The organism is Aeromonas sp. 602200 (genome assembly GCF_049173895.1).
GTDB lineage: Bacteria > Pseudomonadota > Gammaproteobacteria > Enterobacterales > Aeromonadaceae > Aeromonas > Aeromonas veronii_A.
The window spans coordinates 221,758-248,640 of the sequence record NZ_JAAKSL010000001.1; the positions used below are offsets into that span (position 1 = coordinate 221,758).

General features: G+C 58.5%; 27 protein-coding genes. 22 read left to right on the plus strand and 5 right to left on the minus strand.

Features of this window, described 5'->3' with window-relative positions:
* Positions 1 to 171: 171 nt before the first annotated feature.
* From ccoN to ttcA, 11 genes are all read left to right on the plus strand, one after another.
* Positions 172 to 1,596 carry a cytochrome-c oxidase, cbb3-type subunit I gene (gene ccoN, locus G5221_RS01015; protein ID WP_005336616.1) on the plus strand — a complete coding sequence of 475 codons (1,425 nt, stop codon included), beginning with the start codon at positions 172 to 174 and terminating at the stop codon, positions 1,594 to 1,596.
* 16 nt (positions 1,597 to 1,612) lie between these two features.
* Complete coding sequence (gene ccoO, locus G5221_RS01020; protein WP_005336618.1) at positions 1,613 to 2,227, plus strand: cytochrome-c oxidase, cbb3-type subunit II; 615 nt, start codon at positions 1,613 to 1,615, stop codon at positions 2,225 to 2,227.
* Positions 2,228 to 2,237: 10 nt separating this feature from the next.
* Positions 2,238 to 2,417, plus strand: a complete 180-nt coding sequence (locus G5221_RS01025; RefSeq protein WP_005336620.1) for a CcoQ/FixQ family Cbb3-type cytochrome c oxidase assembly chaperone — start codon at positions 2,238 to 2,240, stop codon at positions 2,415 to 2,417.
* The gene (gene ccoP, locus G5221_RS01030; RefSeq protein ID WP_005336622.1) at positions 2,417 to 3,400 is read left to right on the plus strand and encodes a cytochrome-c oxidase, cbb3-type subunit III; all 984 of its coding nucleotides are present in this window, start codon (positions 2,417 to 2,419) and stop codon (positions 3,398 to 3,400) included. The genes G5221_RS01025 and ccoP overlap by 1 nt, the downstream gene beginning before the upstream one ends.
* Before the next feature lie 140 nt (positions 3,401 to 3,540).
* Positions 3,541 to 4,041 (plus strand): FixH family protein, encoded by a 501-nt coding sequence (locus G5221_RS01035; protein ID WP_421262629.1) that lies wholly within the window; start codon positions 3,541 to 3,543, stop codon positions 4,039 to 4,041.
* An 86-nt stretch (positions 4,042 to 4,127) separates the two neighbouring features.
* Positions 4,128 to 6,512 carry a heavy metal translocating P-type ATPase gene (locus G5221_RS01040; protein WP_421262630.1) on the plus strand — a complete coding sequence of 795 codons (2,385 nt, stop codon included), beginning with the start codon at positions 4,128 to 4,130 and terminating at the stop codon, positions 6,510 to 6,512.
* Positions 6,513 to 6,650: 138 nt separating this feature from the next.
* Positions 6,651 to 6,839, plus strand: a complete 189-nt coding sequence (gene ccoS, locus G5221_RS01045; protein WP_005336630.1) for a cbb3-type cytochrome oxidase assembly protein CcoS — start codon at positions 6,651 to 6,653, stop codon at positions 6,837 to 6,839.
* Positions 6,823 to 7,509 (plus strand): sulfite exporter TauE/SafE family protein, encoded by a 687-nt coding sequence (locus tag G5221_RS01050; protein WP_421262631.1) that lies wholly within the window; start codon positions 6,823 to 6,825, stop codon positions 7,507 to 7,509. Before ccoS ends, G5221_RS01050 begins: the two co-directional genes overlap by 17 nt.
* Before the next feature lie 68 nt (positions 7,510 to 7,577).
* On the plus strand, positions 7,578 to 8,333 hold the full coding sequence (locus tag G5221_RS01055; RefSeq protein WP_005336632.1) for an FNR family transcription factor: 756 nt from the start codon (positions 7,578 to 7,580) through the stop codon (positions 8,331 to 8,333).
* A gap of 151 nt (positions 8,334 to 8,484) precedes the next feature.
* Positions 8,485 to 9,432, plus strand: coding sequence for a universal stress protein UspE (uspE, locus tag G5221_RS01060; RefSeq protein ID WP_139462500.1), 948 nt, complete (start codon positions 8,485 to 8,487; stop codon positions 9,430 to 9,432).
* Positions 9,433 to 9,506: 74 nt separating this feature from the next.
* Positions 9,507 to 10,415, plus strand: a complete 909-nt coding sequence (gene ttcA / locus G5221_RS01065; RefSeq protein ID WP_005336634.1) for a tRNA 2-thiocytidine(32) synthetase TtcA — start codon at positions 9,507 to 9,509, stop codon at positions 10,413 to 10,415.
* Between the two features lie 103 nt (positions 10,416 to 10,518).
* Here the strand turns inward: ttcA and G5221_RS01070 are convergent, their stop codons facing one another.
* Positions 10,519 to 11,205 carry a DUF2987 domain-containing protein gene (locus G5221_RS01070; protein ID WP_179903886.1) on the minus strand — a complete coding sequence of 229 codons (687 nt, stop codon included), beginning with the start codon at positions 11,203 to 11,205 and terminating at the stop codon, positions 10,519 to 10,521.
* A gap of 16 nt (positions 11,206 to 11,221) precedes the next feature.
* Positions 11,222 to 11,959, minus strand: a complete 738-nt coding sequence (locus G5221_RS01075; protein WP_005351939.1) for a hypothetical protein — start codon at positions 11,957 to 11,959, stop codon at positions 11,222 to 11,224.
* A gap of 201 nt (positions 11,960 to 12,160) precedes the next feature.
* Here G5221_RS01075 and potA point away from each other — a divergent pair, with 201 nt between their 5' ends.
* From potA to G5221_RS01095, 4 genes are all read left to right on the plus strand, one after another.
* Positions 12,161 to 13,264 carry a spermidine/putrescine ABC transporter ATP-binding protein PotA gene (potA, locus tag G5221_RS01080; RefSeq protein ID WP_421262632.1) on the plus strand — a complete coding sequence of 368 codons (1,104 nt, stop codon included), beginning with the start codon at positions 12,161 to 12,163 and terminating at the stop codon, positions 13,262 to 13,264.
* Entirely contained in the window at positions 13,251 to 14,138 is an 888-nt protein-coding gene (gene potB, locus G5221_RS01085) for a spermidine/putrescine ABC transporter permease PotB (RefSeq protein ID WP_042083135.1), read from the plus strand. The genes potA and potB overlap by 14 nt, the downstream gene beginning before the upstream one ends.
* Positions 14,135 to 14,905 carry a spermidine/putrescine ABC transporter permease PotC gene (gene potC / locus G5221_RS01090; protein ID WP_005336644.1) on the plus strand — a complete coding sequence of 257 codons (771 nt, stop codon included), beginning with the start codon at positions 14,135 to 14,137 and terminating at the stop codon, positions 14,903 to 14,905. The genes potB and potC overlap by 4 nt, the downstream gene beginning before the upstream one ends.
* A gap of 81 nt (positions 14,906 to 14,986) precedes the next feature.
* The gene (locus tag G5221_RS01095) at positions 14,987 to 16,054 is read left to right on the plus strand and encodes an extracellular solute-binding protein (RefSeq protein WP_421262633.1); all 1,068 of its coding nucleotides are present in this window, start codon (positions 14,987 to 14,989) and stop codon (positions 16,052 to 16,054) included.
* 391 nt (positions 16,055 to 16,445) lie between these two features.
* Here G5221_RS01095 and G5221_RS01100 read toward each other — a convergent pair whose 3' ends face one another.
* Positions 16,446 to 17,237 carry a hypothetical protein gene (locus tag G5221_RS01100; protein ID WP_266134629.1) on the minus strand — a complete coding sequence of 264 codons (792 nt, stop codon included), beginning with the start codon at positions 17,235 to 17,237 and terminating at the stop codon, positions 16,446 to 16,448.
* Positions 17,238 to 17,890: 653 nt separating this feature from the next.
* Between G5221_RS01100 and G5221_RS01105 the strand changes: the two genes are divergently transcribed.
* From G5221_RS01105 to G5221_RS01135, 7 genes are all read left to right on the plus strand, one after another.
* A complete protein-coding gene (locus tag G5221_RS01105) occupies positions 17,891 to 18,508 on the plus strand; it encodes a glutathione S-transferase family protein (protein ID WP_266134628.1) in 618 nt (205 codons plus the stop codon).
* A gap of 233 nt (positions 18,509 to 18,741) precedes the next feature.
* On the plus strand, positions 18,742 to 19,161 hold the full coding sequence (gene rbsD, locus G5221_RS01110; RefSeq protein ID WP_058052594.1) for a D-ribose pyranase: 420 nt from the start codon (positions 18,742 to 18,744) through the stop codon (positions 19,159 to 19,161).
* A 36-nt stretch (positions 19,162 to 19,197) separates the two neighbouring features.
* Positions 19,198 to 20,727, plus strand: coding sequence for a ribose ABC transporter ATP-binding protein RbsA (gene rbsA / locus G5221_RS01115; protein WP_337072223.1), 1,530 nt, complete (start codon positions 19,198 to 19,200; stop codon positions 20,725 to 20,727).
* Positions 20,724 to 21,692: a ribose ABC transporter permease gene (rbsC, locus tag G5221_RS01120; protein WP_421262634.1), complete on the plus strand. Its 969-nt coding sequence runs from the start codon at positions 20,724 to 20,726 to the stop codon at positions 21,690 to 21,692. Before rbsA ends, rbsC begins: the two co-directional genes overlap by 4 nt.
* A gap of 30 nt (positions 21,693 to 21,722) precedes the next feature.
* The gene (gene rbsB, locus G5221_RS01125; RefSeq protein WP_421262635.1) at positions 21,723 to 22,598 is read left to right on the plus strand and encodes a ribose ABC transporter substrate-binding protein RbsB; all 876 of its coding nucleotides are present in this window, start codon (positions 21,723 to 21,725) and stop codon (positions 22,596 to 22,598) included.
* Positions 22,599 to 22,706: 108 nt separating this feature from the next.
* Positions 22,707 to 23,639, plus strand: a complete 933-nt coding sequence (gene rbsK / locus G5221_RS01130) for a ribokinase (protein ID WP_421262636.1) — start codon at positions 22,707 to 22,709, stop codon at positions 23,637 to 23,639.
* Complete coding sequence (locus G5221_RS01135; RefSeq protein ID WP_421262637.1) at positions 23,639 to 24,643, plus strand: substrate-binding domain-containing protein; 1,005 nt, start codon at positions 23,639 to 23,641, stop codon at positions 24,641 to 24,643. The genes rbsK and G5221_RS01135 overlap by 1 nt, the downstream gene beginning before the upstream one ends.
* An 87-nt stretch (positions 24,644 to 24,730) precedes the next feature.
* Here G5221_RS01135 and G5221_RS01140 read toward each other — a convergent pair whose 3' ends face one another.
* Both G5221_RS01140 and G5221_RS01145 read right to left on the minus strand, forming a co-directional pair.
* The gene (locus G5221_RS01140) at positions 24,731 to 26,380 is read right to left on the minus strand and encodes a diguanylate cyclase domain-containing protein (protein ID WP_421262638.1); all 1,650 of its coding nucleotides are present in this window, start codon (positions 26,378 to 26,380) and stop codon (positions 24,731 to 24,733) included.
* A complete protein-coding gene (locus G5221_RS01145; RefSeq protein ID WP_005336679.1) occupies positions 26,380 to 26,856 on the minus strand; it encodes a hypothetical protein in 477 nt (158 codons plus the stop codon). The genes G5221_RS01140 and G5221_RS01145 overlap by 1 nt, the downstream gene beginning before the upstream one ends.
* Positions 26,857 to 26,883: the final 27 nt, after the last annotated feature.

Consider the following 26,883-nt stretch of genomic DNA (forward strand, 5'->3'; position numbering starts at 1 on the left):
GTTATTTTACCTGTCAGTTCAGTATCATTCCCATGCAGTTTTCATTTAGCCATCTTTTGCTTTTCCTTTCGTTAACAGATGTTAACAACTGGTCGGCGGTGGCTGATGAAGCCAGTCCGGTCCTCCGGATACAAAACCAAACAACAGCAGCATCGGAAGCGGAATATAACGATGAGCCATACAACTAACCATCCTGAGTACAACTACACCGTTGTTCGCCAGTTTACCGTCATGACGATTGTCTGGGGAATTGTCGGCATGTCGGTTGGCGTACTGATCGCAGCCCAGTTGATCTGGCCTGCCCTCAACTTCGAGACCCCGTGGCTAACTTACAGTCGTCTGCGGCCCCTCCATACCAACGCAGTGATCTTCGCCTTCGGCGTCAGTGCACTGATGGCCACCTCCTTCTACGTGGTTCAGCGCACCTGTCAAACCAGACTGTTTGGTGGCCCGCTGGCAACCTTCGTGTTCTGGGGCTGGCAAGCGATCATCCTCTCTGCCGCCATCTCTCTGCCGCTGGGTTACACCTCCGCCAAAGAGTATGCCGAGCTGGAGTGGCCGATTGATATCGCCATCACTGTGGTATGGGTCGCCTATGCCATCGTCTTCTTCGGCACCCTGATGAAGCGCACCACCTCCCACATCTATGTGGCGAACTGGTTCTTCGGCGCCTTCATCATCACCGTTGCGGTGCTGCACATTGTCAACAACATGGAAGTGCCGCTCTCCGGCATGAAGTCCTACTCCATGTACTCCGGCGCCATGGACGCCATGGTGCAGTGGTGGTATGGCCACAACGCGGTGGGCTTCCTGCTGACCGCCGGCTTCCTGGGGATGATGTACTACTTCGTGCCCAAGCAGGCCGGTCGTCCGGTTTACTCCTATCGTCTCTCCATCGTCCACTTCTGGGCGCTGATCTCCCTCTATATCTGGGCCGGTCCGCACCACCTGCACTACACCGCACTGCCTGACTGGGCTCAGTCGCTGGGCATGGTGATGTCCCTGATCCTGTTCGTACCCTCCTGGGGCGGCATGATCAACGGCATCATGACCCTCTCCGGTGCCTGGCACAAACTGCGTTATGACCCCATCCTGCGCTTCCTGATCGTCTCCCTCTCTTTCTACGGCATGTCGACCTTCGAAGGCCCGATGATGGCGATCAAAACCGTCAACGCCCTCTCCCACTACACCGACTGGACCGTCGGTCACGTGCACTCCGGTGCGCTGGGCTGGGTTGCCATGGTCTCCATCGGTGCTGTCTATCACCTGATCCCGAACCTGTTCGGCCAGGGCCGGATGTACAGCGTCAAGCTGATCAACGTTCACTTCTGGCTGGCGACAGTGGGCACCGTGCTCTACATCGTTGCCATGTGGATTTCCGGCGTGATGCAGGGCCTGATGTGGCGTGCAGTCAACGAAGACGGCACCCTGACCTACAGCTTCGTTGAAGCGCTGCAGGCATCCTATCCCTTCTATTTCGTGCGCTTCCTGGGTGGCTGCTTCTTCGTCACCGGCATGTTGCTGATGGCTTACAACGCCTATCGCACCATCACTGCGCCCAAAGGTTCTCTGGAACCTGTCGCCCAGCCAGCATGATTGAAGAGGTCAACCCATGAGCAACAATAACCGTCACGAAATATTTGAAAAAAGCGTTCCCATGCTGGTGGTCGGCATCATCTTCGCCATCAGTCTGGGAGGGCTGGTTGAAATCACTCCGCTGTTTTTCCAAAAGCAGACCACCGAGCCGGTGGAGGGCCTCAAGCCCTACACCGCTCTGCAGATGGAAGGACGCGACATCTTCATTCGCGAAGGCTGCACCAACTGCCACAGCCAGATGATCCGTCCGTTCCGTGCCGAAACCGAGCGTTACGGTCACTACTCGGTCGCCGGTGAGAGCGTCTGGGAGCACCCCTTCCTGTGGGGCTCCAAGCGTACTGGTCCGGATCTGGCCCGTGTCGGTGGCCGTTACTCCGATGAGTGGCACAAGGTTCACCTGATCAACCCGCGCGATGTGGTACCGGAATCCAACATGCCCGCCTACCCCTGGCTTGATACCAATGTGCTGACCGGTGAGATGACGGCCAAGAAGCTGGCGCTGTTCCGCGATCACTTCGGTGTGCCCTATACCGATGCCGATATTCAGGGTGCGGGCGAAGCCGTCAAGGGCAAAACCGAGCTGGATGCGCTGGTGGCCTATCTGCAATCACTGGGTCATGCCCTGAAATAAGGAGGCGAAGATGGACTACGGCACATTTCGCGGTCTGTATACCCTGCTGTTGATGGCCATCATGATTGGCATCATCGTCTGGGCCTACAGCAAACGCCGCAAGACCTCTTTCGACGAGGCTGCCAATCTGGTTTTTGCCGATGATGAGCAACCCGGTGCTGATAAAAAGAACGCAGGAGCGAAACAATAATGAGCACTCTGTTTAGCATTTTTGTGACTGTCATCAGTCTGGGAACCATCCTCGGCTGCTTCTTGCTGCTGATGTGGTGCCGCAAGGACAAGATGGGTGTTGAAGAAGGCAAATCGATGGGTCACTCCTTCGATGGCATCGAGGAGATCAACAACCCGCTGCCGAAGTGGTGGACTTACATGTTCCTCTTCTTCATCGTCACCGGTCTGGTCTATCTGGTCGCCTTCCCGGGGCTTGGCAACTTCAAAGGCCTGCTGGGCTGGCAAAGTTCCAACCAGGACGTGCGCTCGCTGGCCGAGTCCAAGGCTGCAACCGAATCGGCCAAGGCCGAAGGTCGCGCAGTGGAGTATGACCGCGAGGTCGCCAAGGCTGACGAGATCTACGGCGCCAAGTTCCGTGAACTCACCTACGAAGCGGATGGCAAAACCTATCGTGCCATTACCGAGATCGCCAAGGATCCGGAAGCCCTGAAAGTGGGTCAGCGTCTGTTCCTGCAGAACTGCTCCCAGTGCCACGGCTCCGATGCCCGTGGTGGCCGCGGCTTCCCGAACCTGACCGACAGCGAATGGCAATGGGGCGGCCAGCCTGATCAAATCAAGACCACCATCATGGGCGGTCGCCAGGGGATCATGGCTGCCTGGGGTGAAATCCTCGGCAAAGATGGCGTTCAGGAAGTGGCCTCCTATGTGCTTAGCCTCTCCGGTCGCAAGGTCGACCTGGTGGAAGCGAAGAAAGGTGAAGCACGCTTTGCCATCTGCGCAGCCTGCCACGGGGCCGATGCCAAGGGCGGTATCGCCGTCGGTGCGCCAGATCTGACCAACAACACCTGGCTCTACGGTGGCTCCCGCGAAGTGGTGGTGCAAACCATCACCCACGGTCGTCACGGTGTGATGCCAGCCTGGAAAGACATTCTGGGTGAGGACAAGGTTCACCTGCTGGCCTCCTACGTTTACAGCCTGTCTCATCAACAGTCTGCCAAATAAGGTTCGCCCGTAACGTTGTAACATGTGATAAACACGTGATTACACAGCAAAAAGCCTCGACTCCTCGAGGCTTTTTGTTATCTTGTGTTGCGTAAAAACCATCTTCCACGTTAATCATTCGTTTCATGGCAGTAGCAATCATGACCCAACCTCTATCCAAACCGTGGTATCGCCAATTCTGGCCCTGGTTTATCATCGCCCTCCCCACTGCCGCCGTTGTCGGCAGTATCGCCACCGCCATCATCGCCAGCAAGGATGGGGTCAATCTGGTGGCCGAGGACTATTACAAACAAGGGAAAGAGATCAATCAGGACTTGAGCAAGTTTGACCGCTCCGAAGCGCTCAATATCCGCTTTGGGCTGGAGGTTGACGGCAATGAGCTGACCCTCAAACCCATCAGCGGTGACATTCCTGCCGGGCAAGCTCTCTATCTCTCATTGTTCCACCCGACCTTGGCCGGTCAGGACAGCGAACACATGATCACCGCCGATGCGAGCGGCATCTATCGCCTCCATTTCGACAAGCCGCTGGTCGGCAAGTGGCACATTCGGGTCGATGCTTTCGATCACGAGTGGCGATTGCAAGAGACCGTCCAGCTGCCCACCCTGGCCCCTGTCGAACTCGACCCGAAAGGACGCTAAGCCATGACCGGCTGTTCTCACTGTGGCGAGCCGGTGCTCGCCAGCGCCCCTGCTGCTTGCATTCTGCATTCAGGGGGACATAAAGCATGACCCCCTGTTTTCACTGTGGCGAGCCGGTACCCGCCAATAGTGGCTATTCCCTCGAGATAAAGGGGATTGTTCGCCCCATGTGCTGCCCCGGTTGTCAGGCGGTGGCGGAAACCATCATGGAGTGCGGCCTCGCCAGTTACTACGATCACCGCACCGCCCCCGGCACCAAGGGGGATCTGGTACCCGAAGAGCTGGCCGCCCTCACCCACTACGATCTGGCAGAAGTGCAACAGGAGTTTGTCACCGATAGCGGTACCCTTCGCGAAATCCAGCTGACAGTTGAAGGGCTCACCTGCGCCGCCTGTGCCTGGCTGATCGAACGCCACCTGATGACCCTTGGCGGCCTGCGCTACATCAACGTCAACACTACCACCCACCGGGCCCGCATCAAGTGGGATCCGGAGCTGCTCTCCCTGAGTGACATCCTCAAGGGATTTGCCCAGATCGGCTATCGCGCCTATCCGTTCCAGACCCATCAACAGGAGGCGCTCTACGCCAAAGAGGTGCGCAGCTATATGTTCCGGCTGGCACTGGCGGGGCTGGGCTCGATGCAGGTGATGATGTGCGCCGTGGCCCTCTACATGGATCTCTTCATCAGCGTTGAAGATGAGTTCATGGTCTACTTCAAGTGGATAAGCCTGCTGCTCTCAACCCCCATCATGATCTACTCGGCCCAGCCCTTTTACGTGGGTGCTTGGCGCAGCCTTAAACAGGGCCACCTGTCGATGGATGTGTCGGTGTCGCTGGCGCTGATCGGGGCTTTTATCGCCTCCATGTGGGCAACTGTATTCAATACCGGTGAGGTCTATTACGACTCCATCACCATGTTCGTCTTCTTCCTGCTGCTGGGGCGCTTTCTCGAGTTGCGGGCCCGGCGCAAGGCGTCGGAGTCGAGTTCCAACCTGGCGCGACTGGTGCCCATCATGGCGACCCGCATCGATGATGAAGGGGAGCATGAGGTAGCGGCCAAGACCTTGCAGGTCGGCGATCGGGTTCGGGTACTGGCCGGCGCCACCTTGCCGGCGGACGGTATCATTGTCGAAGGGCAAGCCAGCCTCAACGAATCCATGCTGACCGGCGAACAGCTGCCCCTGCTCAAACAGCGCGGTGAGCAGGTCTATGCCGGCACCATCAACACGGATGCGCCGCTACAGATCCGGGTGACCCACCGCATCGAAGAGTCGCGGATCGCCCAGATCATGCGGCTGCAGGATCACGCCCTCGATGACAAACCAGCCATCGCCCAGATGGCGGATCAGCTGTCGCGCCACTTTATTCTGGTGCTGCTGATCATTGCCGCTGCGGTCTGGACCTTCTGGCACTTCCATCAACCGGATCAGGCATTCTGGATCACCCTCGCCGTGCTGGTGGCCACCTGCCCCTGTGCCCTGTCGCTGGCCACCCCGACGGCGCTGACCTCGGCCACCGCCAATCTGACCCGCAACGGCATTCTGCTGCGCCGCGGTCATGTGCTTGACGTGCTGACCAAGGCCAACCGGATCGTGATGGACAAGACCGGCACCCTGACCACAGGGGAGATCAGTCTGACAGGCACCACCACCTTGGCAGAGATGGACGAGACGCAATGCCTCGCCATCGCTCGGGCCATGGAGGTGCAATCCGAACACCCCATTGCCCGCGCCTTCCGGCTGCCAGCCGACAGCATCGCCGTGCTGCCATCCGCCCGCGAGATCACCCCGGTCATCGGTCACGGTATCACTGCGCTGGTGGATGGCGTACGTTACCGCATCGGCAGTGCCCGCTGGCTTGGGCTGGATCCGGCGCAAGAGCATGGCCGCGGTCTGGCTATCTATCTGGCCGATGAGCAGCAGGTATTGGCTCGCTTCAATCTGGAAGATACCCTGCGCTCTGATGCCAAGGCGCTGATCGCGGCATTCAAGGCAGCCGGTCTGCACACCACAGTGCTGACTGGCGACAGCTCTTTGCAGGCAGACGAGATTGCCCGCGAGCTGGGCGTGGATGAGCTGGTCAAGGGGGTCTCACCCGATGGCAAGCTGGCCTACCTCAAGGCCCGGGAAGCCCAGGGGGATATCAGCATCATGGTGGGCGATGGCATCAACGACGCGCCGGTACTGGCTGGCGCTCACGCCTCGTTCGCCATGGCTGGTGGCACCGATCTGGCGAAAAACAGCGCCGATGCCATCCTGCTGGCCGATGACCTGAGCCGACTGCTCGAGGCCAAAGTGCTGGCAATGCGTACCCGCAAGATCATCATCGAGAACTTCGCCTGGTCCATCGGTTACAACCTGCTGGTGCTGCCGCTGGCAGCCTGCGGCTGGCTGCCCCCCTATCTGGCGGCGGCGGGCATGTCGCTCAGTTCACTCATCGTGGTAACCAACTCCATGCGCCTCAACCGATGAGGCTGGTGGCGGAAAATATCTGAAAATGTGGCCTGCCTCCGATGCAGGCCACATTTCTAATTGATAGCGGCTGGCCCTCTGCCCGAACAAGGTTACCATAGGGGACGCTTGCCAAGGATGAACGCCAAGGTACCTCTCATGAATATAATTTTTGTCCTGATCCCCATCGCCATCCTGTTTGTGATCATCGCCGGGGTCGTCTTCTTCTGGGCCATTCGCTCCGAACAGTTTGAAGATCTCGACCGGCAGGGTTCCAACATCCTGTTTGACGAAGAGCAACCTGCCCACAAACCCGTAAAGCCTGCTGACCATGACCCACAACCTTGATCTGGCCGGCGCCCTGCTGGTCGGACTGGCAGGCTCTGCCCACTGTATCGGCATGTGCGGTGGCGTCTCCGCCGCGATCTCCATGGCGATCCCCGCCAACAAGCAGCACTTCTGGGGGCGGCTTGCCTATCTGCTCAACTACAACCTCGGCCGGATCCTGAGCTATGTGATTGCAGGTGCACTGGTGGGCGGCCTGCTCGCCACCACCAGCGAGCTGGGCGCAGGCAAACACGCTATTGCCGGCTTACGCCTGGTGGCGGCGTTATTGATGATTGCGCTTGGTCTCTATCTGGCAGGCTGGTGGCAAGGGATCTTGCTGCTGGAGCGGCTCGGCGCAAGACTTTGGCCCCGTATCAAACCGCTGGCGGGCAAGTTTCTCCCCTTCACCTCACCTGTGCAGGCACTGCCCTTTGGCATGGTGTGGGGTTGGCTGCCCTGCGGGCTGGTCTACTCCATGCTGACCTGGAGCGCAGCGGCCGGTTCGGCCAGTGGCGGGGCGCTGATCATGCTCTTTTTTGGTCTCGGCACCCTGCCCACCCTGTTCGCGTTGGGCGGGCTCGCCGATCGCCTGAGATACTGGCTCACCCTGCGCAGTTTGCGCCTTGGCGGTGCCCTGCTGCTCATTTTGTTCGGGGTGCATACCTTCTGGATTGGCATTGCTTCCTTTTGAAACCCTATCCAAAACGGATGAGTTGATGGTAAACTTGTTTGATATAAATCAATTATTCGTATGAGCCTATGATCCCGGAAAAGAAACCTGGCAGACGTATCCAGAGCGGTGGCTGTGCAATTCATTGCCAGGATTGCAGCATCAGTCAGCTCTGTATTCCCTTCACTCTGAACGACAACGAGCTTGATCAGCTGGACAGCATCATCGAGCGCAAGAAGCCGATCCAGAAGGGTGAAGAGCTGTTCAAGGCTGGCGATGAGTTCAAATCGCTCTATGCCATCCGTTCCGGGACCATCAAGTCTTACACCATCACCGAGCAAGGGGATGAGCAGATCACCGCGTTCCACCTCGCTGGCGATCTGGTCGGTTTTGACGCCATCCACAAACAGGCCCACCCCTCCTTCGCCCAGGCGCTGGAAACCGCCATGGTATGCGAGATCCCCTTTGAAGTGCTCGACGATCTCTCCGGCAAGATGCCCAAGCTGCGCCAGCAGATCATGCGTCTGATGAGCAACGAAATCATGGGCGATCAGGAGATGATCCTGCTGCTCTCCAAGAAGAATGCCGAAGAGCGCCTCGCCGCCTTCCTGCACAATCTGTCGGTACGCTTCTCCGAGCGCGGTTTCTCCGCCAAGGAGTTCCGTCTCTCCATGACCCGTGGTGACATTGGCAACTATCTGGGACTGACCGTCGAGACCATCAGTCGTCTGCTTGGCCGCTTCCAGAAGTCCGGTCTCATCAGCGTCAAAGGCAAATACATTACCGTACTGGATCAAGTCGCCCTTGGCATGATGGCCGGTGCCACTCGCCCACCCTGCGGCTGATTTTTCCGCTTACCCTCTCGCTTTTTTCCTGCTTTCCCTACCGGATCCTTTCCTCTGGAATGTGATCCGGTACGTTCCCCATACCCTCCTCCTGCGCTAAGCTGTAATGGCTAAGATTCTGCTGTCATTGGACTTTTCCAAGGAGGAGAAGATGGTCAAATATCAGAATATTCTGGTGGTTATCAATCCAGAAGAGGAGCGTCAAATCGCCCTCGAACGGGCAGTCAAAGTCGCCGAGCTGGACGAAAACGCCCATCTGACCCTGCTGCTCACCATCTATGACTTCTCGTATGAAATGACTGCCATGCTCTCGGTGGACGAGCGGCAAGAGATGCGCGACGGCGTCATTTCACAGCGACGTGAGTGGCTGGACGAGATCCTGACCCCCTATCGGGCACAGGGGATCGAGTGCGAAGTGAAAGTAGTCTGGCACAATCGCCCCTTCGAGTGTGTCATTCAGGAAGTGCTGGAGCAGCGCCACGATCTGGTGGTCAAAGCCACTCACCACCACAGCTTCCTGCAAACCTTTATCTTTACTCCCACCGACTGGCACCTGCTGCGCAAATGCCCCTGTCCGGTGCTGCTGGTCAAAGAGGGTCACTGGCAACGGGGCGGCAACATCATCGCCGCCATCAACTGCTCAAGCGACGATCCGGATCAGAAACTGCTCAACGAACGGATCACCCAGGAGGGAAGCGACATCGCCGAGCTGCTGGGCTCCAACCTCTATCTGGTCAACACCTACCCGGGCACCCCGGTCAACGTGGCCATCGAGCTGCCGGAGTTTGATCCCAACGCCTACAACGAGGCGATCCGCAAACACCATGAAAGCCTGCTGCTCAGCCATGCCGACAAGTTCGGTATCGGTCATCTCTGGACCCGGGTTGCAGAGGGGCTACCGGAAGAGGTGTTGCCGGATATGGCCGAAGAGCTCAAGGCGACCTTGATGATCATGGGCTGTGTAGGGCGTACCGGTCTTTCTGCAGCTTTGCTCGGCAATACCGCCGAACATGTGATTGACCGCCTCTCCTGCGACATCCTGATCCTCAAACCGGCGGACTACAGCTGCCCGGTCGACAGTCGTCGCAATCGATCATAAGGTGCCTGGCACCTTGCCCTCCCCCGGGACATGGCTATAATAACGCGCTTATTTGTGTCCCGGGTTTTACGAGCATGCTAGAAGAGCTGAACGCCAAAGAAAAATACAGTTTCAACAAACTGCAAAAGCGCCTGCGGCGCAACGTAGGTCAGGCCATTGCCGACTTCAACATGATTGAAGAGGGCGACAAGGTCATGGTCTGCCTCTCCGGCGGCAAGGACAGCTTCGGTATGCTCGACATACTGATGAGCCTCAAAGCCAGCGCCCCCATCCATTTCGATCTGGTTGCCGTCAACCTGGATCAGAAGCAGCCCGGTTTCCCCGAGCACGTGCTGCCCGAGTACCTGGACTCCCTCGGCATCGAGTACAAGATCGTCGAGGAAGATACCTACTCCATCGTCAAAGAGAAGGTACCGGAAGGAAAAACCACCTGCTCTCTGTGCTCACGGCTGCGCCGCGGTATTCTCTACCGCACCGCCCAAGAGCTGGGTTGCACCAAGATTGCCCTTGGCCACCACCGCGACGACATCCTCGAGACCCTGTTCCTCAACATGTTCTACGGTGGCAAGCTCAAGTCCATGCCGCCCAAGCTGGTGAGCGACGATGGCAAGAACGTGGTGATCCGCCCGCTGGCCTACTGCAAAGAGAAGGATCTGATCCGCTACGCCGACGTCAAAGCCTTCCCCATCATTCCGTGCAACCTGTGCGGCTCGCAAGAGAACCTGCAGCGTCAGGCCATCAAGCAGATGATGCAGGATTGGGATCGCCGCTTCCCCGGTCGTATCGAGACCATGTTCACCGCCATTCAGGACGTGATCCCGAGCCACCTGCTCGATCACAAGCTGTTTGACTTCAAGAGCATCAACCGTGACTCCGGCATCATCGATGGCGGCGACAAGGCGTTTGATCCGCCCGAGATGCCAAAGGCGCCGCTGCTGGATATCGACGAGATGGACATGCTGGATGTGATTGAAGTGCGCTAAGCCGCGCTCACAGGGCAAACGCCACGCAATAAAAAAGGAGCGATAATCGCTCCTTTTTTGCTTTCTGGATTGGCCTGTCACTGCGGTGACAGCACCACCAGCATCAGCCTTTGTGCAGCCAGGGGGTCAGTCGCAGCACGTCACCCTGCAGGCGCAGTTGCCCAGCAGCGAACGCGGCCAGTTGCTCATTGCTAAGCAACAGATGGCCTTCCTGCCAGGGCAGCGCTTCCTGACGGGCGCCATCAATCAGATAAGCAGTGCCGCTCTGCTGCACCAGGGTAATACGTACCCCTTCCATCTTCGGCAGGAAGTGCTTGCCGACCATGCCCGCCATCTTGTCGAGCAACGACTGCATCTGCTGCTGACGTGCCGCCAGCTCCGCCAGCGGCAGCTCGGGCCCGTTCGGCGCGTCGGCCATCACCTGTACCGTCATATCGCAAGTGGCGTGCTCTTCTTTAAGGCCAACGGTCACGATCCCCTTGTCGAGGTTGAGATCCTCATCAAAAGGCAGGCGCAATTCGCTATCAACCGTTACCTCGCCCGCCACTTCCTTGCTGTCGGTTGCAACCCGGGCAAAGGTGAGGCCGCAGCGCTGACCATTTTGCGGATCGGTCAGATAAAACCCCAGTCTGGCGTGACCAAACTCCCCTTTGGCAAAGGTCTTCATCTGGCTGTAGAAGGTGCTGTATTGCAGATCCAGCACAGGCTCAGCCAGCGCCAGCCCAGGCAGCAAGAGCGTGGCCAGCAGGCTCTGGCGCACAGCCTTGGTCACTCCATATCGACGGGTCATTCAACGTCCTTTTGCATCATGCATTGAAATGGTTGGGGCCTTCTGTCACCTCGTTAACCTCTACCCCCACCCCGCAAAGATCCCGATAGAGGATCCCCTTGCAGTTGAAATAGAGCGGTGCCACCCAGATAAGCCCCAACCCCATGGGGATCAGAGCCAGGAAGAAGAGCGCGGTCATCACGCCGTGGAACAGCACAATGCTGGGCCAGCCGCGTGCAAAGAGCTTGAGAGAGACCAAAATGGCCTGGGGCGGCGTCAGGCCGCGCTCCAGCACCAGCGGGACGGTAAAGAGCAGCCCCATGCCGATCAGGGCTGAGGGGATGAAAGAGAGTACGGCGGGCAATCCCAGCAGATCGAACAGCGGGCCAAACAGGCTGGTGAGCAGACTGCCAAGCAGGCTCAACATGCCGAGGCGTACAAAGTGGCGGAAGAAGTCGAACACCTGGTTGGCACGGGCACGCACCCCGACCGACTGCTGCAACCCCAGCATATCGAGGGAGCTGGTCATGGGGGCCATCACCACCGTCATCAGCAAGCTCAGCACCATGGCCACATTCATCTGGCTGTCATCCCCCAGGTAGGGCAACAGCAGCACATTGCTGAGCAGGATCCAGATCGCCGTCACCCCGACAATCGCCAGCAGCAGGCCAAATCCGGTACGGCGGGTCTGTTGCCATCCCTCCTGGATGACCCCTTTCAGATCAAGGCGGTAGCCCTGGTTCAGAGACTGCTCAAGGGAGCCGCCAATACGCATTTTATTACTCAATTGACTATCCAATATCGAAAACGACCAAATCAGGTGGCACATTATAGCGATTTGGTCTGCTATTCGTAGCCGTTTTTCCTGCGCACTTGCGGCTAATTCAGGCCAAAAAGCCTTTGATTTCATAGATTGGCTGCATAGAATGCGGCCCTCTTTCAACACGATGGCCACTGGCTGGGGTGAGACTGGCGGATGATGAACAATCCACAGGTAATTGTCGCGCTGAACAAGATCAGCAAAAAATACGATGGCAAGGTGATCCTGAGTGACCTTGACCTTGAAATCTACGATGGTGAATTTCTTACCCTGCTGGGCCCCTCCGGCTGTGGCAAGACCACCCTGCTGCGCCTGCTGGCCGGGCTCGAATCGGTCGATGGTGGCACCATCCATCTGGCCGGTGACGAGATCACCCATATCCCCGCCGAACACAGGCACATCAACACCGTGTTCCAGAGCTATGCGCTCTTCCCCCATATGACGGTGTTTGAAAACGTCGCCTTTGGCCTCGAGATGCAGAAAGTACCGGCCAGCGAGATCCGCCAGCGGGTCGAGGAGACCCTCGCCATGGTGCAGCTCACCGAGCTGGCCAACCGCCGCCCGGATCAGCTCTCCGGCGGTCAGCAACAACGGGTCGCCATTGCCCGCGCCGTGGTCAACAAGCCCCGCCTGCTGCTGCTCGACGAATCCCTCTCGGCGCTCGACTACAAGCTGCGCAAACAGATGCAGAGCGAGCTCAAGGCGCTGCAACGTCGCCTTGGCATCACCTTTGTCTTCGTCACCCATGATCAGGAAGAGGCGCTCACCATGTCTGATCGCATCCTGGTGATGGAGGGGGGCCAAATCATCCAGCGCGGCACCCCGCGCGATATCTACGAGTCGCCAGCCAACCTGTTCGTGGCCCGCTTTATTGGCGAGATCAACGTGATGGATGGCAAGCTGATCAATCAGCGTGAACCCGGTATCTGGCAGGCCGAGGTAGAGGGGCGCGAATGCCTGCTCCATACCACCTTGCCATTCCAGCCAGACGACAAGGTACTGGTGCTGCTGCGCCCGGAAGATCTGCGCATTCTCGATCAGGATGACGATCAGAGCGGTGCGCTGCGGGGCAATATCCGCGAGCGTAACTACAAGGGGGCGACGCTGGATTCGGTGATCGAACTCGAAAGTGGCAAACAGCTGCTTATTTCCGAGTTCTTCGACGAGGATGACCCCGACTTTGACTACCGTCTGGGTCAGGAGGTGGCGATCCACTGGGTCGACAGCTGGGAGGTGGTGCTGCCCTATGAGCCTCACTAATCTGCGGGTACCGCACAGCTTTGCCCACAATGGCTTTCGCAACGGGGCCATCGCGCTGATCCTCGGCTGGCTGACGCTGTTTGTCTTCCTGCCCAACCTGATGATCATCGGCGTCAGCTTTCTGACCCGTGATGAGTCCGAGCTTATCGCGCCGCTCTTTACCCTGAGCAACTATGGACGCCTGCTGGACCCCCTCTATTTCGAGGTGCTGCTCCACTCCCTCTGGCTGGCGCTGCTCGCCACCGCCATCTGCCTGCTGGTGGGCTACCCCTTTGCCTGGCTGCTGGCCCATCTGCCAGCGCGTATCCGCCCGCTGCTGCTGTTTCTGGTGGTGGTGCCGTTCTGGACCAACTCCCTGATCCGCACCTATGCGCTGAAAGTGCTGCTCGGCACCCGGGGGCTGATCAACGGCTGGCTGCTGGATCTGGGGCTTATCGAGCGGCCGCTGCAGATGATGTATACCGAGGTGGCCGTCATCATCGGGCTGGTCTATGTACTGCTCCCCTTTATGGTGCTGCCGCTCTACTCCAGCATCGAGAAGCTGGATGGCCGTTTGCTGGAGGCGGCGCGAGATCTCGGCGCCAACGGCTGGCAGCGGCTGGTGCGGATCATTTTGCCCCTCACCCTGCCCGGCATCATCGCCGGTTGTCTGCTGGTGTTTCTGCCCGCCATGGGGATGTTCTATGTCTCCGACTTGCTGGGAGGTGCCAAGCACCTGCTGATCGGCAACCTGATCAAGACCCAGTTCCTCAACAGCCGTGACTGGCCCTTTGGCGCCGCCATCAGCGTGATGCTGACGGTGCTGATGGCGCTGTTGGTCTACTGCTACTGGCGGGCGGGCAAGCTGCTCAGCAAGAAGGGGGAGCTGGCATGATGCGCGCACTGAAGGCTCTGTTCTTGCTGCTGGTGTTTGGCTATCTCTATGTACCCATCGGGGTGCTGATCGCCAACTCCTTCAACCTGTCGAAATATGGCATCGACTGGCGCGGCTTTACCCTGGGCTGGTATGAGAAGCTGTTTGCCAGCGCCAGCCTGATGCAGGCGGCCCAGCACTCCCTGACCATCGCCGCCCTCACCGCCACCGCAGCCACCCTGATCGGCACCCTCACCGCCGTGGCGCTGTTTCGCTACCGTTTTCGCGGCAAGCAGTATGTGAGCGGCATGTTGTTCGTGGTGATGATGTCCCCCGATATTGTGATGGCCATCTCCCTGCTGACCCTGTTTGTGGTGACCGGCATTGCGCTCGGCTTCTGGTCGCTGCTGATCGCCCACATCACCTTCTGTCTGCCGTTTGTGGTGATCACCGTCTACTCGCGGTTGTGCGGTTTTGATGTGCGGATGCTGGAAGCTGCGCGGGATCTGGGGGCTGGCGAGTGGATCATCCTGCGCCGCATCATACTGCCGCTGGCCCTGCCAGCGGTGATGGCGGGCTGGCTGCTCTCCTTTACTCTGTCGTTGGACGACGTGGTGGTCAGCTCCTTTGTTACCGGCCCGGCCTACGAGATCCTGCCGCTCAAGATCTACTCCATGGTCAAGGTGGGGGTCTCCCCCGAGGTCAACGCCCTGGCCACCCTGATGCTGGTCGCCTCCCTCGGGATGGTGCTGCTGGCACAACTGTTACTGCGCAAACGGCAGGGCTGACCCTGCCCGTTTCGTCCCCGCCACCTTTGGCGAACTCTGTCACGGTGGGCCGCAAGGCCCCATAACCCCAAGGAGTTGTTGATGACAATCCAACACAAGGCCGGCGCCCTGCTGGCAGCCGCCCTCACCCTCACCACCCCGCTGCTGAGCCAGAGCGCTCACGCGGCCGACGACAAGGTGGTCTACTTCTACAACTGGTCGGAATATGTGCCGGACGGCCTGCTGGAACAGTTCCAGCACGAGACCGGCATCAAGGTGATCTACTCCACCTACGAATCCAACGAGACCCTCTACGCCAAGCTGAAAACCCATGGCGACGGCTATGACGTGGTGGTGCCCAGCACCTACTTCATCTCGAAAATGGCCAAAGAGGGGATGCTGCAGCCGCTGGATCGCGCCCAGCTACCCAACTTCAAGCACCTCGACCCCACCCTGCTCAACCACGAGTACGACCCGGACAACCGCTATTCCATCCCCTATATCTGGGGCGCAACCGGGATCGGCACCAACACCGACATCATCGAGCAACCGGTTACTAGCTGGAAGCAGCTCTGGGCGCCAGAGTGGAAAGAGAGCCTGCTGCTGATGGACGATGCCCGCGAGGTGTTCCATATCGCGCTGGTGCAGCTGGGCTACAGCCCCAACACTCAAGACAAGGCGCAAATTTCTGAAGCCTTCGAATACCTGAAAAAGCTGATGCCCAACGTCAAGGCGTTCAACTCCGACAACCCGGCCGACCCCTTTATCGCCGGTGAGGTCAATATCGGCATGCTGTGGAACGGCTCGGCCTACGGCGCCCAGCGCGAATATCCCTCCATCCAGATGACCTACCCCGAAGAAGGCGCCGTGCTCTGGATGGACAACCTCGCCATCCCGGCCAAAGCCAAACATGTGAAAGAGGCCCACGCCCTGATCAACTTCCTGATGCGCCCCGATGTGGCCGCCAAGGTGGCCGAGGCGATTGGCTACCCCACCCCGGTCAAGGATGCTATTCCACTGCTCACCCCGGCGTTTCGCAATAACCCCATGGTCTTCCCGAGCGACGAGATCAAGCGCAAGGGCGAGTTCCAGTCCGATGTGGGTGATGTCTCCCGCCTCTACGAGCAGTACTTCCTGCAGCTGAAAGCCATGGTGGCCAAGGCCGGTTAAATCGGCGGTTAATCGGCCCTCACGGGCTTAATGGATAAAGGGGGCAATATTTGCCCCCTTCTCTTTTTAACCACCAGCTCAATTTTTAAGCACGACAGTCATAGACACAGAGAGGCACAGGCGCGCATCGATTAACAGCAAAATATATAGATAGTCATCTTTAAGCCAGACAGACCACAATTTTTGTAAGTGCTCCACTGCAGCCGGCTTCAGATCAAATTTGTAGGGAAATATGAGGGGGGCGATGTATTTCTCCATTTAGAAGGGAGGAACTCATAGCGACCCCACTGTGGAGATATAGGCAAAATGGATGTGTTTATGGGGAATAACTGTGCAATTTTATCGAAACAGCTAACGTCCGATTACGATTCGCTAATCTAACTAACAGTCTTTATACCCCCTTTTCATAGGACAAATTATTATTTAGTGGATCGCCATATGCACTCTCTAAAACAGTATTTTGTTTATAGCTTGACATTTTTTCCTCCATAACGAATTTAAAATTAACTATCGATGGTAGCGGTTTATTATGAACTTTATAGTTACGTCTATATGTGTTTACTTCACTTTGATTCAGTCGCTTACAAACAACACCACCTTTTGATTTGTTAAGACCAACATCTGGTCGGCATGAAATATTTACACTCCCCAGTTTTAACTCACTCCAATTGCTGTATGCTGAAGATAAAAAATACCCTTGACGATTATGTTGATCTGAAGGGTTAGCTTTCAAATTAGCCTCCAACTCGGAACCTGCCTTCACTATAAAATAGCCAACAGAATCTAACACCCAATTACATCGGCCAGGCAATAAATAGTCTTTTGACACTTTTACACTGAATCTGTTTGATTGATATTTCTTAATGGGGTTATCTATTTGCCATCCCCTGAGTCTAGTATTTGCAGGTATAACTCCGAACGCATAAAAAGTTTTGCTGCAAGTAGAGTCAGTTTTATTAGATGCAATGAAAGTACTATTAACAGCTAATTGATACCCCTTATCAAAAGGAAACTCGCCCTGAATAGTAAACAATTCTGTTGGGGTGGGATTAATCTCTGGCTCAATATAGGGCTCTTTAAGCCACCAGTACCACCCTCCGCATATCACTGCCAAAGCTACAAAACCCGATATCAGTTTGGTTTTATTTTTGATATTGCTTGACTTTCCCTTGTCATCATCCATTGATCACCTCTTTATTTTCCTTAACCTACTTCCTACCTTTCCTTAAAACTCTCAATTTCGCTGAGTTTCACTCCCCTTCTCTTAGTAAACAACATGGCTACTGCATATATATTTTCAACTCCCTACATGCTATTTTATAACCGGATTAAAGCATGATAAAACATTACAGCTACCATGACAGCAGTGGAAAGTTTGTAGAAGAACATGGTATCAAACGCAAACGATTGCAGTCATCAAAAAGTTATCTAAAAAGGCCGTTTTCTGTTTGATGATCTAAATGAAGATCAATCTTGTTAGATAGGATTCATTGTAACGACCCAAACATTAGAATATCTGATGACGATCAGATCGTGCAAGAGCGGGAGAACAACCAAGGACGCTACTGTGCCCCAGTCCTTTCAGTACCAACCACCCATCCTCAGGTATCAACTATCCCATCAAGTTCAACACCATCTGATTTGCGCCCTTAGCCGAGGAATTTATGAAATGGGCAAACAAACCGATTAATTCTGCGCTTTTTCATCGCCCCTTAGGGGTGTAGATTGGTTGGGGGCAAACGTTGCCCCCTCTCTTTTTTCATGACCCCTCGAGATATCACGGAAAACACGCTTTTCGCCGATATCGCGGGTGGCCTGAGCCAATCAGGAGTATTCATGTCCGATCTGACCCTCTATTTCGCTCCCGGCACTTGTGCCATGGCCGTGCAGATTGCCCTGCTGGAAGCGAATGCCCTGTTTCAACCCCGTCTCGTCAACCTCGCCGCAGGGGAGCAGCGTGATCCTTCGTATCTTGCCATCAACCCCAAAGGGCGGGTGCCTGCCCTTGTCACCGAGCAGGGCACCCTGACCGAGACCCCGGCCCTGCTGTACTATGTGGCACAGCGCTTCCCCGATGCCAAACTGGCGCCGCTGGACAACCCGTTCCTGCTGGCCCGCATGCAGGAGGTCAACAGCTTCCTCGCCTCCACTGTGCATGTCTCCCATGCCCACGGTCGCCGTGGCAGCCGCTGGGCCGATGACGAGCAGGCCATTGCCGCCATGCAGCAGAAAGTCGCCAGCAATATGCGCGATGGCTTTGCCCAGATTGAGCAGCACTATCTCGCCGGTCCCTGGGTACTCGGCGAGCAGTTCAGCGTGGCGGACATCTATCTGTTCGTGGTCGCGGGCTGGCTGAAAAGCGATGGGGTCGAGATCAGTGAATTCCCCAAAGTGGCCGATCATTATCAACGCATGCTGAGCCGTCCGGCGGTCGCCAAGGCACTGGCCAACTAACCATAAAATCAATAGCTCGATAAATAACAAGGGTGTCAGGGCTCTGCTGACACCCTTCCGGCCTCCTCCCCTGTACTTCTTCTCCCGCCTTTGAGATCGTTTTCACATTTCCGTGGTTTTGCCGTGGCCCTTCCTTAGTAAAAAGCCTATCTTTGCGCCATGACGCAACCGGTTGCGTAACCGGTTGCCTAGCGGTTCACAGATTGACGGGCCAAGGCCTGATGAGGTGCTGTATGAAACGAGGCGTACTGCTCAATGCTCCCCTGAGTGCTCTGGTGGCACAGATGGGCCACACCGACGAGATCACCGTCTGCGATGCAGGCTTGCCCATTCCGGCAGGTCCGGAGCGGATCGATCTGGCGTTGATGGCGGGCACCCCCAGCCTTGAAACCGTACTGACCGCCCTGCTCACCGATCTGGTGGTGGAGAAGGTGATCATGGCGAGCGAGATCAAGCAGATCAGCCCCGCCGCCCATCAGGCGCTGGTCGATCAGCTTGAGGCCCACGCAGCCGCCCAGGGCAAGCCCATCGCCATCGAATACTGCCTGCACGAGGAGTTCAAGACCCGCTCCCGCCAGAGCAAGGCGATCGTGCGCAGCGGCGAGGTGACTCCCTACGCCAACCTCATCCTCTGCGCCGGTGTGGCGTTCTGACATTCTTCAAAGAAGGCCTCTTCAAGGAAGCTGCAAATGAGCACAACCTCCCCCCTCTCACCCATTCTGGAGCTGACCGGGATCGTCAAGACCTTCCCCGGTGTGCGCGCCCTCGACGAAGCGGGTCTGCGGGTCTATCCGGGCCAGGTGATGGCCCTGCTCGGTGAAAATGGCGCCGGTAAATCCACCCTGATGAAGGTGCTGACCGGCATCTATCAGGCCGATGCGGGCAGCGTCAGCTATCGCGGTCAACCGGTTCATTTCAAGGGGCCGCGCGACTCTCAGGATCAGGGGATCAGCATCATCCACCAGGAGCTGAACCTGCTGCCGGAGTTGTCGATTGCCGCCAACATCTTCCTCGGTCGCGAACCGCGCACCCGTTTTGGCAGCATCGACCACAAACAGCTGCGCGAGCGGGCAAGCACCCTGCTGGCACGACTTGGCGTCAAACACGGGCCGGATACCCGACTCGGGGATCTCTCCATCGGCGAACAGCAGATGGTGGAGATCGCCAAGGCGCTGTCGTTCGATGCCAGCGTCATCATCATGGATGAACCCACCGATGCGCTGACCGATACCGAGACCGAGCAACTGTTCAAGGTTATCCGCGAGCTACGTGAGCAGGGTTGCGGCATCGTCTATATCTCCCACCGTCTCAAGGAGATCTTCGAGATCTGCGATCGGGTCACTGTGCTGCGGGACGGCAAGTGGATCGGCGAGAAGGCGGTGAGCGATCTGGATGAAGACAAGATCATCGAGATGATGGTGGGCCGCCGGCTGGAAGAGCAGTACCCGCGCCTTGAGCGCGAGCTCGGCCCCGTCAGCCTGCAGGTGAAAGATCTGGCCGGTCCCGGCGTGCGCGGGGTGAGCTTCTCCCTGCGTCAGGGAGAAATTCTGGGCTTTAGCGGCCTGATGGGCTCCGGCCGCACCGAGCTGATGAAACTGATCTACGGCGCCAGCCCCATCAGCGCCGGTGAAGTGGCAGTGGACGGTCATGCTCTGGTGCCCAAAAGCCCGGCCGATGGGCTGGCCGCAGGCATCGCCTATATCTCCGAAGATCGCAAGGGGGATGGGCTGGTGCTGGAGCTGTCGGTGCGCGAAAACATGAGTCTGTGCGCCCTCGACGAGTTCATCAGCAACTGCAAGATCGACGGCAAGGCCGAGCGGCAGGCGGTGAGCGACTATGTGCGTCTGTTCAACATCAAGACCCCGAGTCAGGATCAGCTGATCAAGCTGCTCTCCGGCGGCAACCAGCAGAAGGTGGCCATCGCCAAGGGGCTGTTGACCCGGCCCAAGGTGCTGATCCTCGACGAGCCGACCCGCGGCGTCGACGTGGGGGCGAAAAAGGAAATTTATCAGCTGATCAACCAGTTCAAGAAGGAGGGGATGAGCATCATTCTGGTCTCCTCCGAGATGCCGGAAGTGCTCGGCATGAGTGATCGCATCATGGTGATGCACGAAGGGCGCATCAGCGCAGAGTTCAACACCCGCGATGCCAATCAGGAGAAGCTGATGGCGGCGGCAGTCGGTAAACAGTGGCAAGCAGAGCAAGAGGCATCCCAATGACAACCCAAACCCTTTCCCGCCGTGGCGTCATGAGCAAGGCGTGGTGGATCGAGAACAAATCCCTGGTCGCCCTGCTGGTGCTGATTGGTGTCGTCTCCGCGCTCAATCCCAACTTCTTCAGCGTCGACAACCTGCTCAACATCCTGCGCCAGACCTCGGTCAATGCCATCATGGCGGTCGGCATGACGCTGGTTATCCTCACCGCCGGTATCGATCTGTCGGTTGGCTCTGTGCTGGCCCTGTGCGGTGCGCTGGCCGCGACTATGGTAGCGATGGAGCTGCCTATCTGGCTGGTGGTTCCCCTCACCCTGGGTGCCGGTGCCCTGCTTGGCGGCGTCAGCGGCCTCATCATTGCCAAGGGCAAGGTGCAGGCATTTATCGCCACCCTGGTCACCATGACCGCCCTGCGCGGCATCACCATGGTCTATACCGAGGGTCGTCCCATCTCCACCGGTTTCAGTGACGGCGCCGATCACTTCGCCTGGCTCGGTACCGGTTACCTGTTCGGTCTGCCGGTACCCATCTGGCTGATGGCCATCGTCTTCCTGCTCGCCTGGTTCATGCTCAACCACACCCGTCTCGGTCGCTACATCTACGCGCTGGGTGGCAACGAATCGGCTACCCGCCTCTCCGGTATCAATGTGGATCGGGTGAAGCTGGCGGTGTATGGTCTGTGCGGCGCGCTCTCGGCACTGGCAGGGCTTATCGTCACCTCTCGCCTCTCCTCTGCCCAGCCGACGGCGGGCATGGGTTACGAGCTGGATGCCATCGCCGCCGTGGTGCTGGGTGGTACCAGCCTGATGGGCGGCAAGGGCCGCATCATGGGTACCCTGATCGGTGCCTTGATCATTGGCTTCCTGAATAACGCCCTCAACCTGCTCGACGTATCCTCCTATTACCAGATGATCGCCAAGGCCAGCGTGATCTTGCTTGCCGTGATGATCGATAACAAAAGCAATCGTTGATAAGACAAGCCACACACAAGGAATGAAATGATGAAAAAGCTCAATACCCTGCTCGCTGCCGCCATCATGTCCGTGCTGGGCACCGCCCAGGCCGCCGATCAAACCCTGGCCATGGTGGTCTCCACCCTCAACAACCCCTTCTTCGTCACCATGAAAGAGGGTGCCGAAGCCAAAGCCAAAGAGCTTGGCTACGAGCTGGTGGTACTGGACTCCCAGAATGACCCGGCCAAAGAGCTCTCCAACATGGAAGATCTCACCGTACGCAAGGTCGGCGCCATCCTGATCAACCCCACCGACTCCGAAGCTGTCGGCAACGCTATCCGTCTGGCCAACCGCGCCAGCATTCCGGTGCTGACCCTGGACCGCGGCGCTGCGCAGGGTGAGGTCAAGGCTCACATTGCCTCCGACAACGTGGCGGGCGGCAAGCTGGCCGGTGACTTCATCACCGAGAAACTGGGTACCGGCGCCAAGGTGATCCAGCTGGAAGGGATTGCCGGTACCTCCGCCGCCCGCGACCGTGGCGAAGGTTTTGCCCTGGCCGTGGCGGCCAACAAGCTGCAGGTGCTGGCTTCCCAGCCTGCCGACTTTGACCGCACCAAGGGTCTGAACGTCATGGAAAACCTGCTGGCCGCCCATCCGACCGTACAGGCAGTGTTCGCCCAGAACGACGAGATGGCATTGGGTGCCATCCGTGCGGTGCAGGCCGCCGGCAAAGAGGTGATGCTCGTCGGCTTCGACGGCACTGACGATGGCAAAGCCGCCGTTGCCAAGGGTAAACTGGCCGCCACCGTGGCCCAGCAACCGGCCCTGATCGGTGCCATCGGTGTCGAGACTGCCGACAAGGTGCTGAAAGGTCAGCCGGTCGAGAAATCCATTCCGGTACCGCTGCAAGTGGTCAGCAAGTAAGTTCTCGAGGGGAGGTTCGCCTCCCCTTTTCCCATCAATTGCGGTGCCTCCCGGCTTGAGCTCACTCAGTTATTGTGTTCAAGCCAAGATGCATCAGGAGTAGTCAACATGAATCGTCTCGTCGTTCTGGGCAGTGTCAATGCAGACCATGTGCTGCGCGTTCCCCACTTTCCTCGCCCGGGTGAAACCCTGACCGGCCACAGCTATCAGGTGGTGCCGGGTGGCAAGGGGGCTAATCAGGCAGTCGCTGCCGCCCGCCTTGGCGCCCCCGTCTCCTTTATCGCCCGTATCGGTGATGACGCCATCGGCCACCAGATGAAGAGCGGTTTTGCCAAAGACGGTATCGATGTGAGCGCCGTCGAACTCGATCCCAAGCTCCCGACCGGTATCGCCATCATCTATGTGAGCGATGAGGGGGAGAACAGCATAGGTATCTCCGCCGAGGCGAACGGTGCCATCACCCCTGCCGTGGTGAAAAACCACGAAGCGATGATCGCCGACGCCCACACCCTGCTGTTGCAGCTGGAAGTGCCGCTCGAGAGCGTCCATGAGGCTGCACGGCTGGCCCGCGCCCATGGCACCCGGGTGGTGCTCAACCCCGCCCCCGCCCGCCCACTCTCAAGCGAACTGCTGGCACTGGTGGATCTCATCACCCCCAACCAGACCGAAGCCGAGCTGTTGACCGGCGTGAAAGTCACCGATGAAGCGAGTGCCCGCGAGGCGGCCGCCCGCTTCCACCAGATGGGGATTGCGGACGTGATGATCACCCTGGGGTCGCAGGGGGTCTATTGCAGCAACGCACAGCAGCAACAGCTGATCCCGGGCTTTCGGGTCAAGGCGGTGGATACAACAGCCGCGGGCGATACCTTCAACGGCGCCCTGCTGGCGGCGGAACTGGCCGGAGCCGATTTCCACGGTGCGGTGCGCTTTGCCCACGGGGCGGCGGCACTCTCCGTCACCCGGTTCGGTGCCCAGAGCTCCATCCCGAGCAAGCAGGAGGTTGACGCCTTCCTGCTTGAGCAGACTGCGCAGGGGAACTGATGGCCAATATCAAGGAGGTGGCGGCGAGGGCCCAGGTCTCCACCACCACCGTTTCCCATGTCATCAACGAGACCCGTTTCGTGGCCGAGGAGACCCGTGAGCGGGTCTTCGCGGCCATGCGCGAGCTCAACTATGCCCCGAGTCTGGTGGCCCGCAGCCTTAAGGTGAAGGAGACCAACAGTATCGGCATGCTGGTCACCACCTCCAGCAACCCCTTCTTTGCCGAGGTGGTGCGCGGGGTGGAGCGCTACTGCTTCGAGCAGGGCTACAACCTGATGCTGGGCAACACCGAGGGTCAAGCCGAGACGGCCCTCTCCTACCTCAAGATGATGCTGCGCAAGCGGGTCGATGGCCTGCTCATCATGTGTAGCGAAGGGCAGCAAGAGGTGTTCAATCAGCTCGACTGGCTCAAGAGCCTGCCGGTGGTGGTGATGGATTGGGGGCTGGTCAGTGAGGATGTGGATCTGATCGCCGACAACTCCTTCCACGGTGGTTATCTGGCGACCCGCCATCTTATTGAGCTGGGCCATACCGCCATCGGTTGTATCACAGGCCCCCACAGCCGTGCCCCCGCCAACCAGCGGCAGGCTGGCTTCGAACAGGCGCTGCAGGAGGCAGGGCTCACGCTCAATCCTGACTGGATTCAGGAGGGTGATTTTGACTGCGCCAGCGGCCATCAGGCGATGACTCGTCTGCTGGTATTGCCCAAGCGCCCCTCCGCCCTCTTTGTCTGCAACGACATGATGGCGATGGGGGCCATCAGTGCCGCCCATCAGGCGGGGCTAGTGATCCCGCGCGACCTCTCCATCGTCGGCTACGACAATGTGGCGCTGGCCGAATTTATGTCGCCGCCACTCACCACCGTCAACCAGCCCAAGGAGGAGCTGGGGCGCCTCGCCGTCACCCGCTTGTTGGCGCGGATCAACGGCGAAGCGGTGGAGAACCACCTGATCACCGTCGACCCTGACCTGGTGATCAGACAATCCTGCGCCCCTCGCCCCTGACTTTCAGGGGCAATAAACGAAACAAGGCGACCCCGAGGTCGCCTTGTGTCATTTTGTCTCTTGCCAGTGCAATACCGCTTTTTGCCCTCAGGCCAGCGACCGGGTCTCCCTGACTGCCAGCACTTGCAGTGGCTCCAGCCCCAATCGTCTGGCCAGAGGTTGCAACAACTCGCCATCTTCATCACCCTGCGGCAACCAGTAGCGGACAGGCCAGCCGGCGGCCAACTGCGCCGCGGTGGTGCTGCCAATCTCTCTGAGCGCCAGAGTGCAACCCTGCTGCCGCAATCCCGCTAGCAGGGCACCATCCGGCTGTAGCGTCGGTACCAGCAACACTAGCGGCGTGCAGGAAGCCTCCGGCAAATAGGCCAGTAGATGGGTCAGCTGGGCCTGATTGTCGAGCGGGACCAGCAGTGTCCGACCATCGGCATACTGCGCCTCGTGCGTTTGCAGCACACGGGCCAACACGGGCCCCAGTACGCCGCACTCCTGCAGCCAGCGCATATGGCATGGGACTCCCTGCTCACGCCACTCAAGCGCCAATTGCCACATCTCGTTGCCCTGCCCGTCCGTCAGCGGCTGCAATGCCACTCGCAGCGGTGCTGGCTCGCGCCCCGCCAACCACTCTCGCAGCTGATGAAGCTGCTGCTGACTCAACTGCAACTGCTGCAGCATGGCTGGCTCAAACCAGCTGATCGCCCCCTCCTGGCTACGCTTGGCCTGGTTAAGGGCCAGGATGGCCTGATCCAGCAACCGGGCGGCATCCTGTTGCTGCGCCTTGGCAACCCCGAGCCGACAGGCCAGATCGAAGCTGCACTCCCGGGTCACGAACTCGAAATGGAGCAGATCCACCAGCTCATGAATGGCGGTTTCCAGCGCATCATCTGCCTTGGTCAGCACCACGGCAAATTCGTCACCACCGAGGCGGTAAGCGTGACTGCCATGAGCCTGTTGCAGCTTGTTGGCCACCATCTGCAACAACCGATCACCGACCTGATAACCCAGCAGATCATTGACCTGCTTGAAGCGCTTGAGATCGAGCACCACCAGGGCGCTCACATCATCGGCATGCAGAGCGCGAGAGAGCTGCTCCTGCAGGGCACGGCGGTTGCCAAGCTGGGTCAGGGGATCGAGCAGGGCAAGCCGACGGTTCGCCAGATTGGCGCGAATGAGGGCTGCGACCAGAGCGCCGCCAGTCAGCAACAGGATCAGTTGCCAGATCTGCAGCCAGAACAGGCTGTTGCGGATTTGGCTGACCGAATGCTCTCGCTCCTGGCCGGAGAGGATCTGATCCCCTATCTGTTCGATGAGACGGGTCTGGCTGGCGATCGCCTCCTGCAAGCGGGCAAGCTCAGCCCCCTCGCGCAGCGCACCGGCCTCCATCTGGGGTTCGAGCTGCTTGATCTGCTCGAACAGGGTGGCCAGCGCCTTGCCGAGCCCGTGCCGCTGGCGCATCTCGGCGGTCTCGCTGCTGATGAGGAAGATGTCGAGCCGGTTCCACAGCAGATCGTAATCGAGGCTCAGGGTCTCCATCGACAGTCTGCCAGCCCGATAGAGCTGCAGATCGTAGAGGAAACGCTGGGATTCGAGCATTACCTGGCTGATGTTCCAGTGGACATTGCGGTAGAAAGTATCGACCAGCTGCTCCTGCCGATACTGCAGATAGAGGCTGCTGCCGGACGAGAGCAGAAACAGCAGCGACACCGCAACCAACAGCAGATTTTGGCGGGATAGCCCCATCAATCGACGATCTCGATGCGGGTCACCTGCCACACCATGCAGTTGTGAATGGCAGGGACGTCCAGCTTGGGATAGGTGGTGAACGGGATGAGCAGCCAGAGCGGCCCCTTGTTGCGCCGGGTCAGCGGTTTGCCGTCCTCCTGACGCACCAGGGTCAGCGGCACGCCGTCGAACAGGGCCAGATCCACCACCTGCTGATAACCGTTGAGGGCCGAGACGGCGATCTTGCGAGCATCCGGGATCCCTTGCGCCGCCAGCACGGCTGACAGGGTCGGCCCGCGATAGTGGTGGGCGCCCTGAGTCCAGGGGGTAGTCGTGGTGAATTCGGTCTGTGGCAAGGCGGAGAGGGCCGCCTCATCGAGGGTCACCTGCTGGCCATCTGGCAGTACCAGAGTCATCAGGGGGATGGAGGCCGATGCGCTGGCACTGGCCAGCATCAGGAGAAAAAAAGCGATCCATTGCTTGACTGCGGTCATGGTAATTTGCGCCAACTGCGTCCCATT

What these genes read in the sequence shown, in the direction of transcription:
- ccoN (WP_005336616.1), top strand. Translation starts at nt 172, where the DNA reads ATGAGCCATACAACTAACCATCCTGAGTACAACTACACCGTTGTTCGC.
- rbsD (WP_058052594.1), top strand. Translation starts at nt 18,742, where the DNA reads ATGAAACGAGGCGTACTGCTCAATGCTCCCCTGAGTGCTCTGGTGGCA.
- ttcA (WP_005336634.1), top strand. Translation starts at nt 9,507, where the DNA reads ATGCTAGAAGAGCTGAACGCCAAAGAAAAATACAGTTTCAACAAACTG.
- G5221_RS01070 (WP_179903886.1), bottom strand. Translation starts at nt 11,205, where the DNA reads ATGACCCGTCGATATGGAGTGACCAAGGCTGTGCGCCAGAGCCTGCTG.
- ccoP (WP_005336622.1), top strand. Translation starts at nt 2,417, where the DNA reads ATGAGCACTCTGTTTAGCATTTTTGTGACTGTCATCAGTCTGGGAACC.
- G5221_RS01035 (WP_421262629.1), top strand. Translation starts at nt 3,541, where the DNA reads ATGACCCAACCTCTATCCAAACCGTGGTATCGCCAATTCTGGCCCTGG.
- G5221_RS01145 (WP_005336679.1), bottom strand. Translation starts at nt 26,856, where the DNA reads ATGACCGCAGTCAAGCAATGGATCGCTTTTTTTCTCCTGATGCTGGCC.
- G5221_RS01025 (WP_005336620.1), top strand. Translation starts at nt 2,238, where the DNA reads ATGGACTACGGCACATTTCGCGGTCTGTATACCCTGCTGTTGATGGCC.
- G5221_RS01135 (WP_421262637.1), top strand. Translation starts at nt 23,639, where the DNA reads ATGGCCAATATCAAGGAGGTGGCGGCGAGGGCCCAGGTCTCCACCACC.
- potC (WP_005336644.1), top strand. Translation starts at nt 14,135, where the DNA reads ATGATGCGCGCACTGAAGGCTCTGTTCTTGCTGCTGGTGTTTGGCTAT.
- G5221_RS01105 (WP_266134628.1), top strand. Translation starts at nt 17,891, where the DNA reads ATGTCCGATCTGACCCTCTATTTCGCTCCCGGCACTTGTGCCATGGCC.
- rbsK (WP_421262636.1), top strand. Translation starts at nt 22,707, where the DNA reads ATGAATCGTCTCGTCGTTCTGGGCAGTGTCAATGCAGACCATGTGCTG.
- rbsA (WP_337072223.1), top strand. Translation starts at nt 19,198, where the DNA reads ATGAGCACAACCTCCCCCCTCTCACCCATTCTGGAGCTGACCGGGATC.
- G5221_RS01095 (WP_421262633.1), top strand. Translation starts at nt 14,987, where the DNA reads ATGACAATCCAACACAAGGCCGGCGCCCTGCTGGCAGCCGCCCTCACC.
- G5221_RS01050 (WP_421262631.1), top strand. Translation starts at nt 6,823, where the DNA reads ATGACCCACAACCTTGATCTGGCCGGCGCCCTGCTGGTCGGACTGGCA.
- G5221_RS01140 (WP_421262638.1), bottom strand. Translation starts at nt 26,380, where the DNA reads ATGGGGCTATCCCGCCAAAATCTGCTGTTGGTTGCGGTGTCGCTGCTG.
- uspE (WP_139462500.1), top strand. Translation starts at nt 8,485, where the DNA reads ATGGTCAAATATCAGAATATTCTGGTGGTTATCAATCCAGAAGAGGAG.
- G5221_RS01100 (WP_266134629.1), bottom strand. Translation starts at nt 17,237, where the DNA reads ATGGATGATGACAAGGGAAAGTCAAGCAATATCAAAAATAAAACCAAA.
- ccoO (WP_005336618.1), top strand. Translation starts at nt 1,613, where the DNA reads ATGAGCAACAATAACCGTCACGAAATATTTGAAAAAAGCGTTCCCATG.
- G5221_RS01040 (WP_421262630.1), top strand. Translation starts at nt 4,128, where the DNA reads ATGACCCCCTGTTTTCACTGTGGCGAGCCGGTACCCGCCAATAGTGGC.
- potB (WP_042083135.1), top strand. Translation starts at nt 13,251, where the DNA reads ATGAGCCTCACTAATCTGCGGGTACCGCACAGCTTTGCCCACAATGGC.
- G5221_RS01075 (WP_005351939.1), bottom strand. Translation starts at nt 11,959, where the DNA reads ATGCGTATTGGCGGCTCCCTTGAGCAGTCTCTGAACCAGGGCTACCGC.
- rbsC (WP_421262634.1), top strand. Translation starts at nt 20,724, where the DNA reads ATGACAACCCAAACCCTTTCCCGCCGTGGCGTCATGAGCAAGGCGTGG.
- G5221_RS01055 (WP_005336632.1), top strand. Translation starts at nt 7,578, where the DNA reads ATGATCCCGGAAAAGAAACCTGGCAGACGTATCCAGAGCGGTGGCTGT.
- rbsB (WP_421262635.1), top strand. Translation starts at nt 21,723, where the DNA reads ATGAAAAAGCTCAATACCCTGCTCGCTGCCGCCATCATGTCCGTGCTG.
- ccoS (WP_005336630.1), top strand. Translation starts at nt 6,651, where the DNA reads ATGAATATAATTTTTGTCCTGATCCCCATCGCCATCCTGTTTGTGATC.
- potA (WP_421262632.1), top strand. Translation starts at nt 12,161, where the DNA reads ATGATGAACAATCCACAGGTAATTGTCGCGCTGAACAAGATCAGCAAA.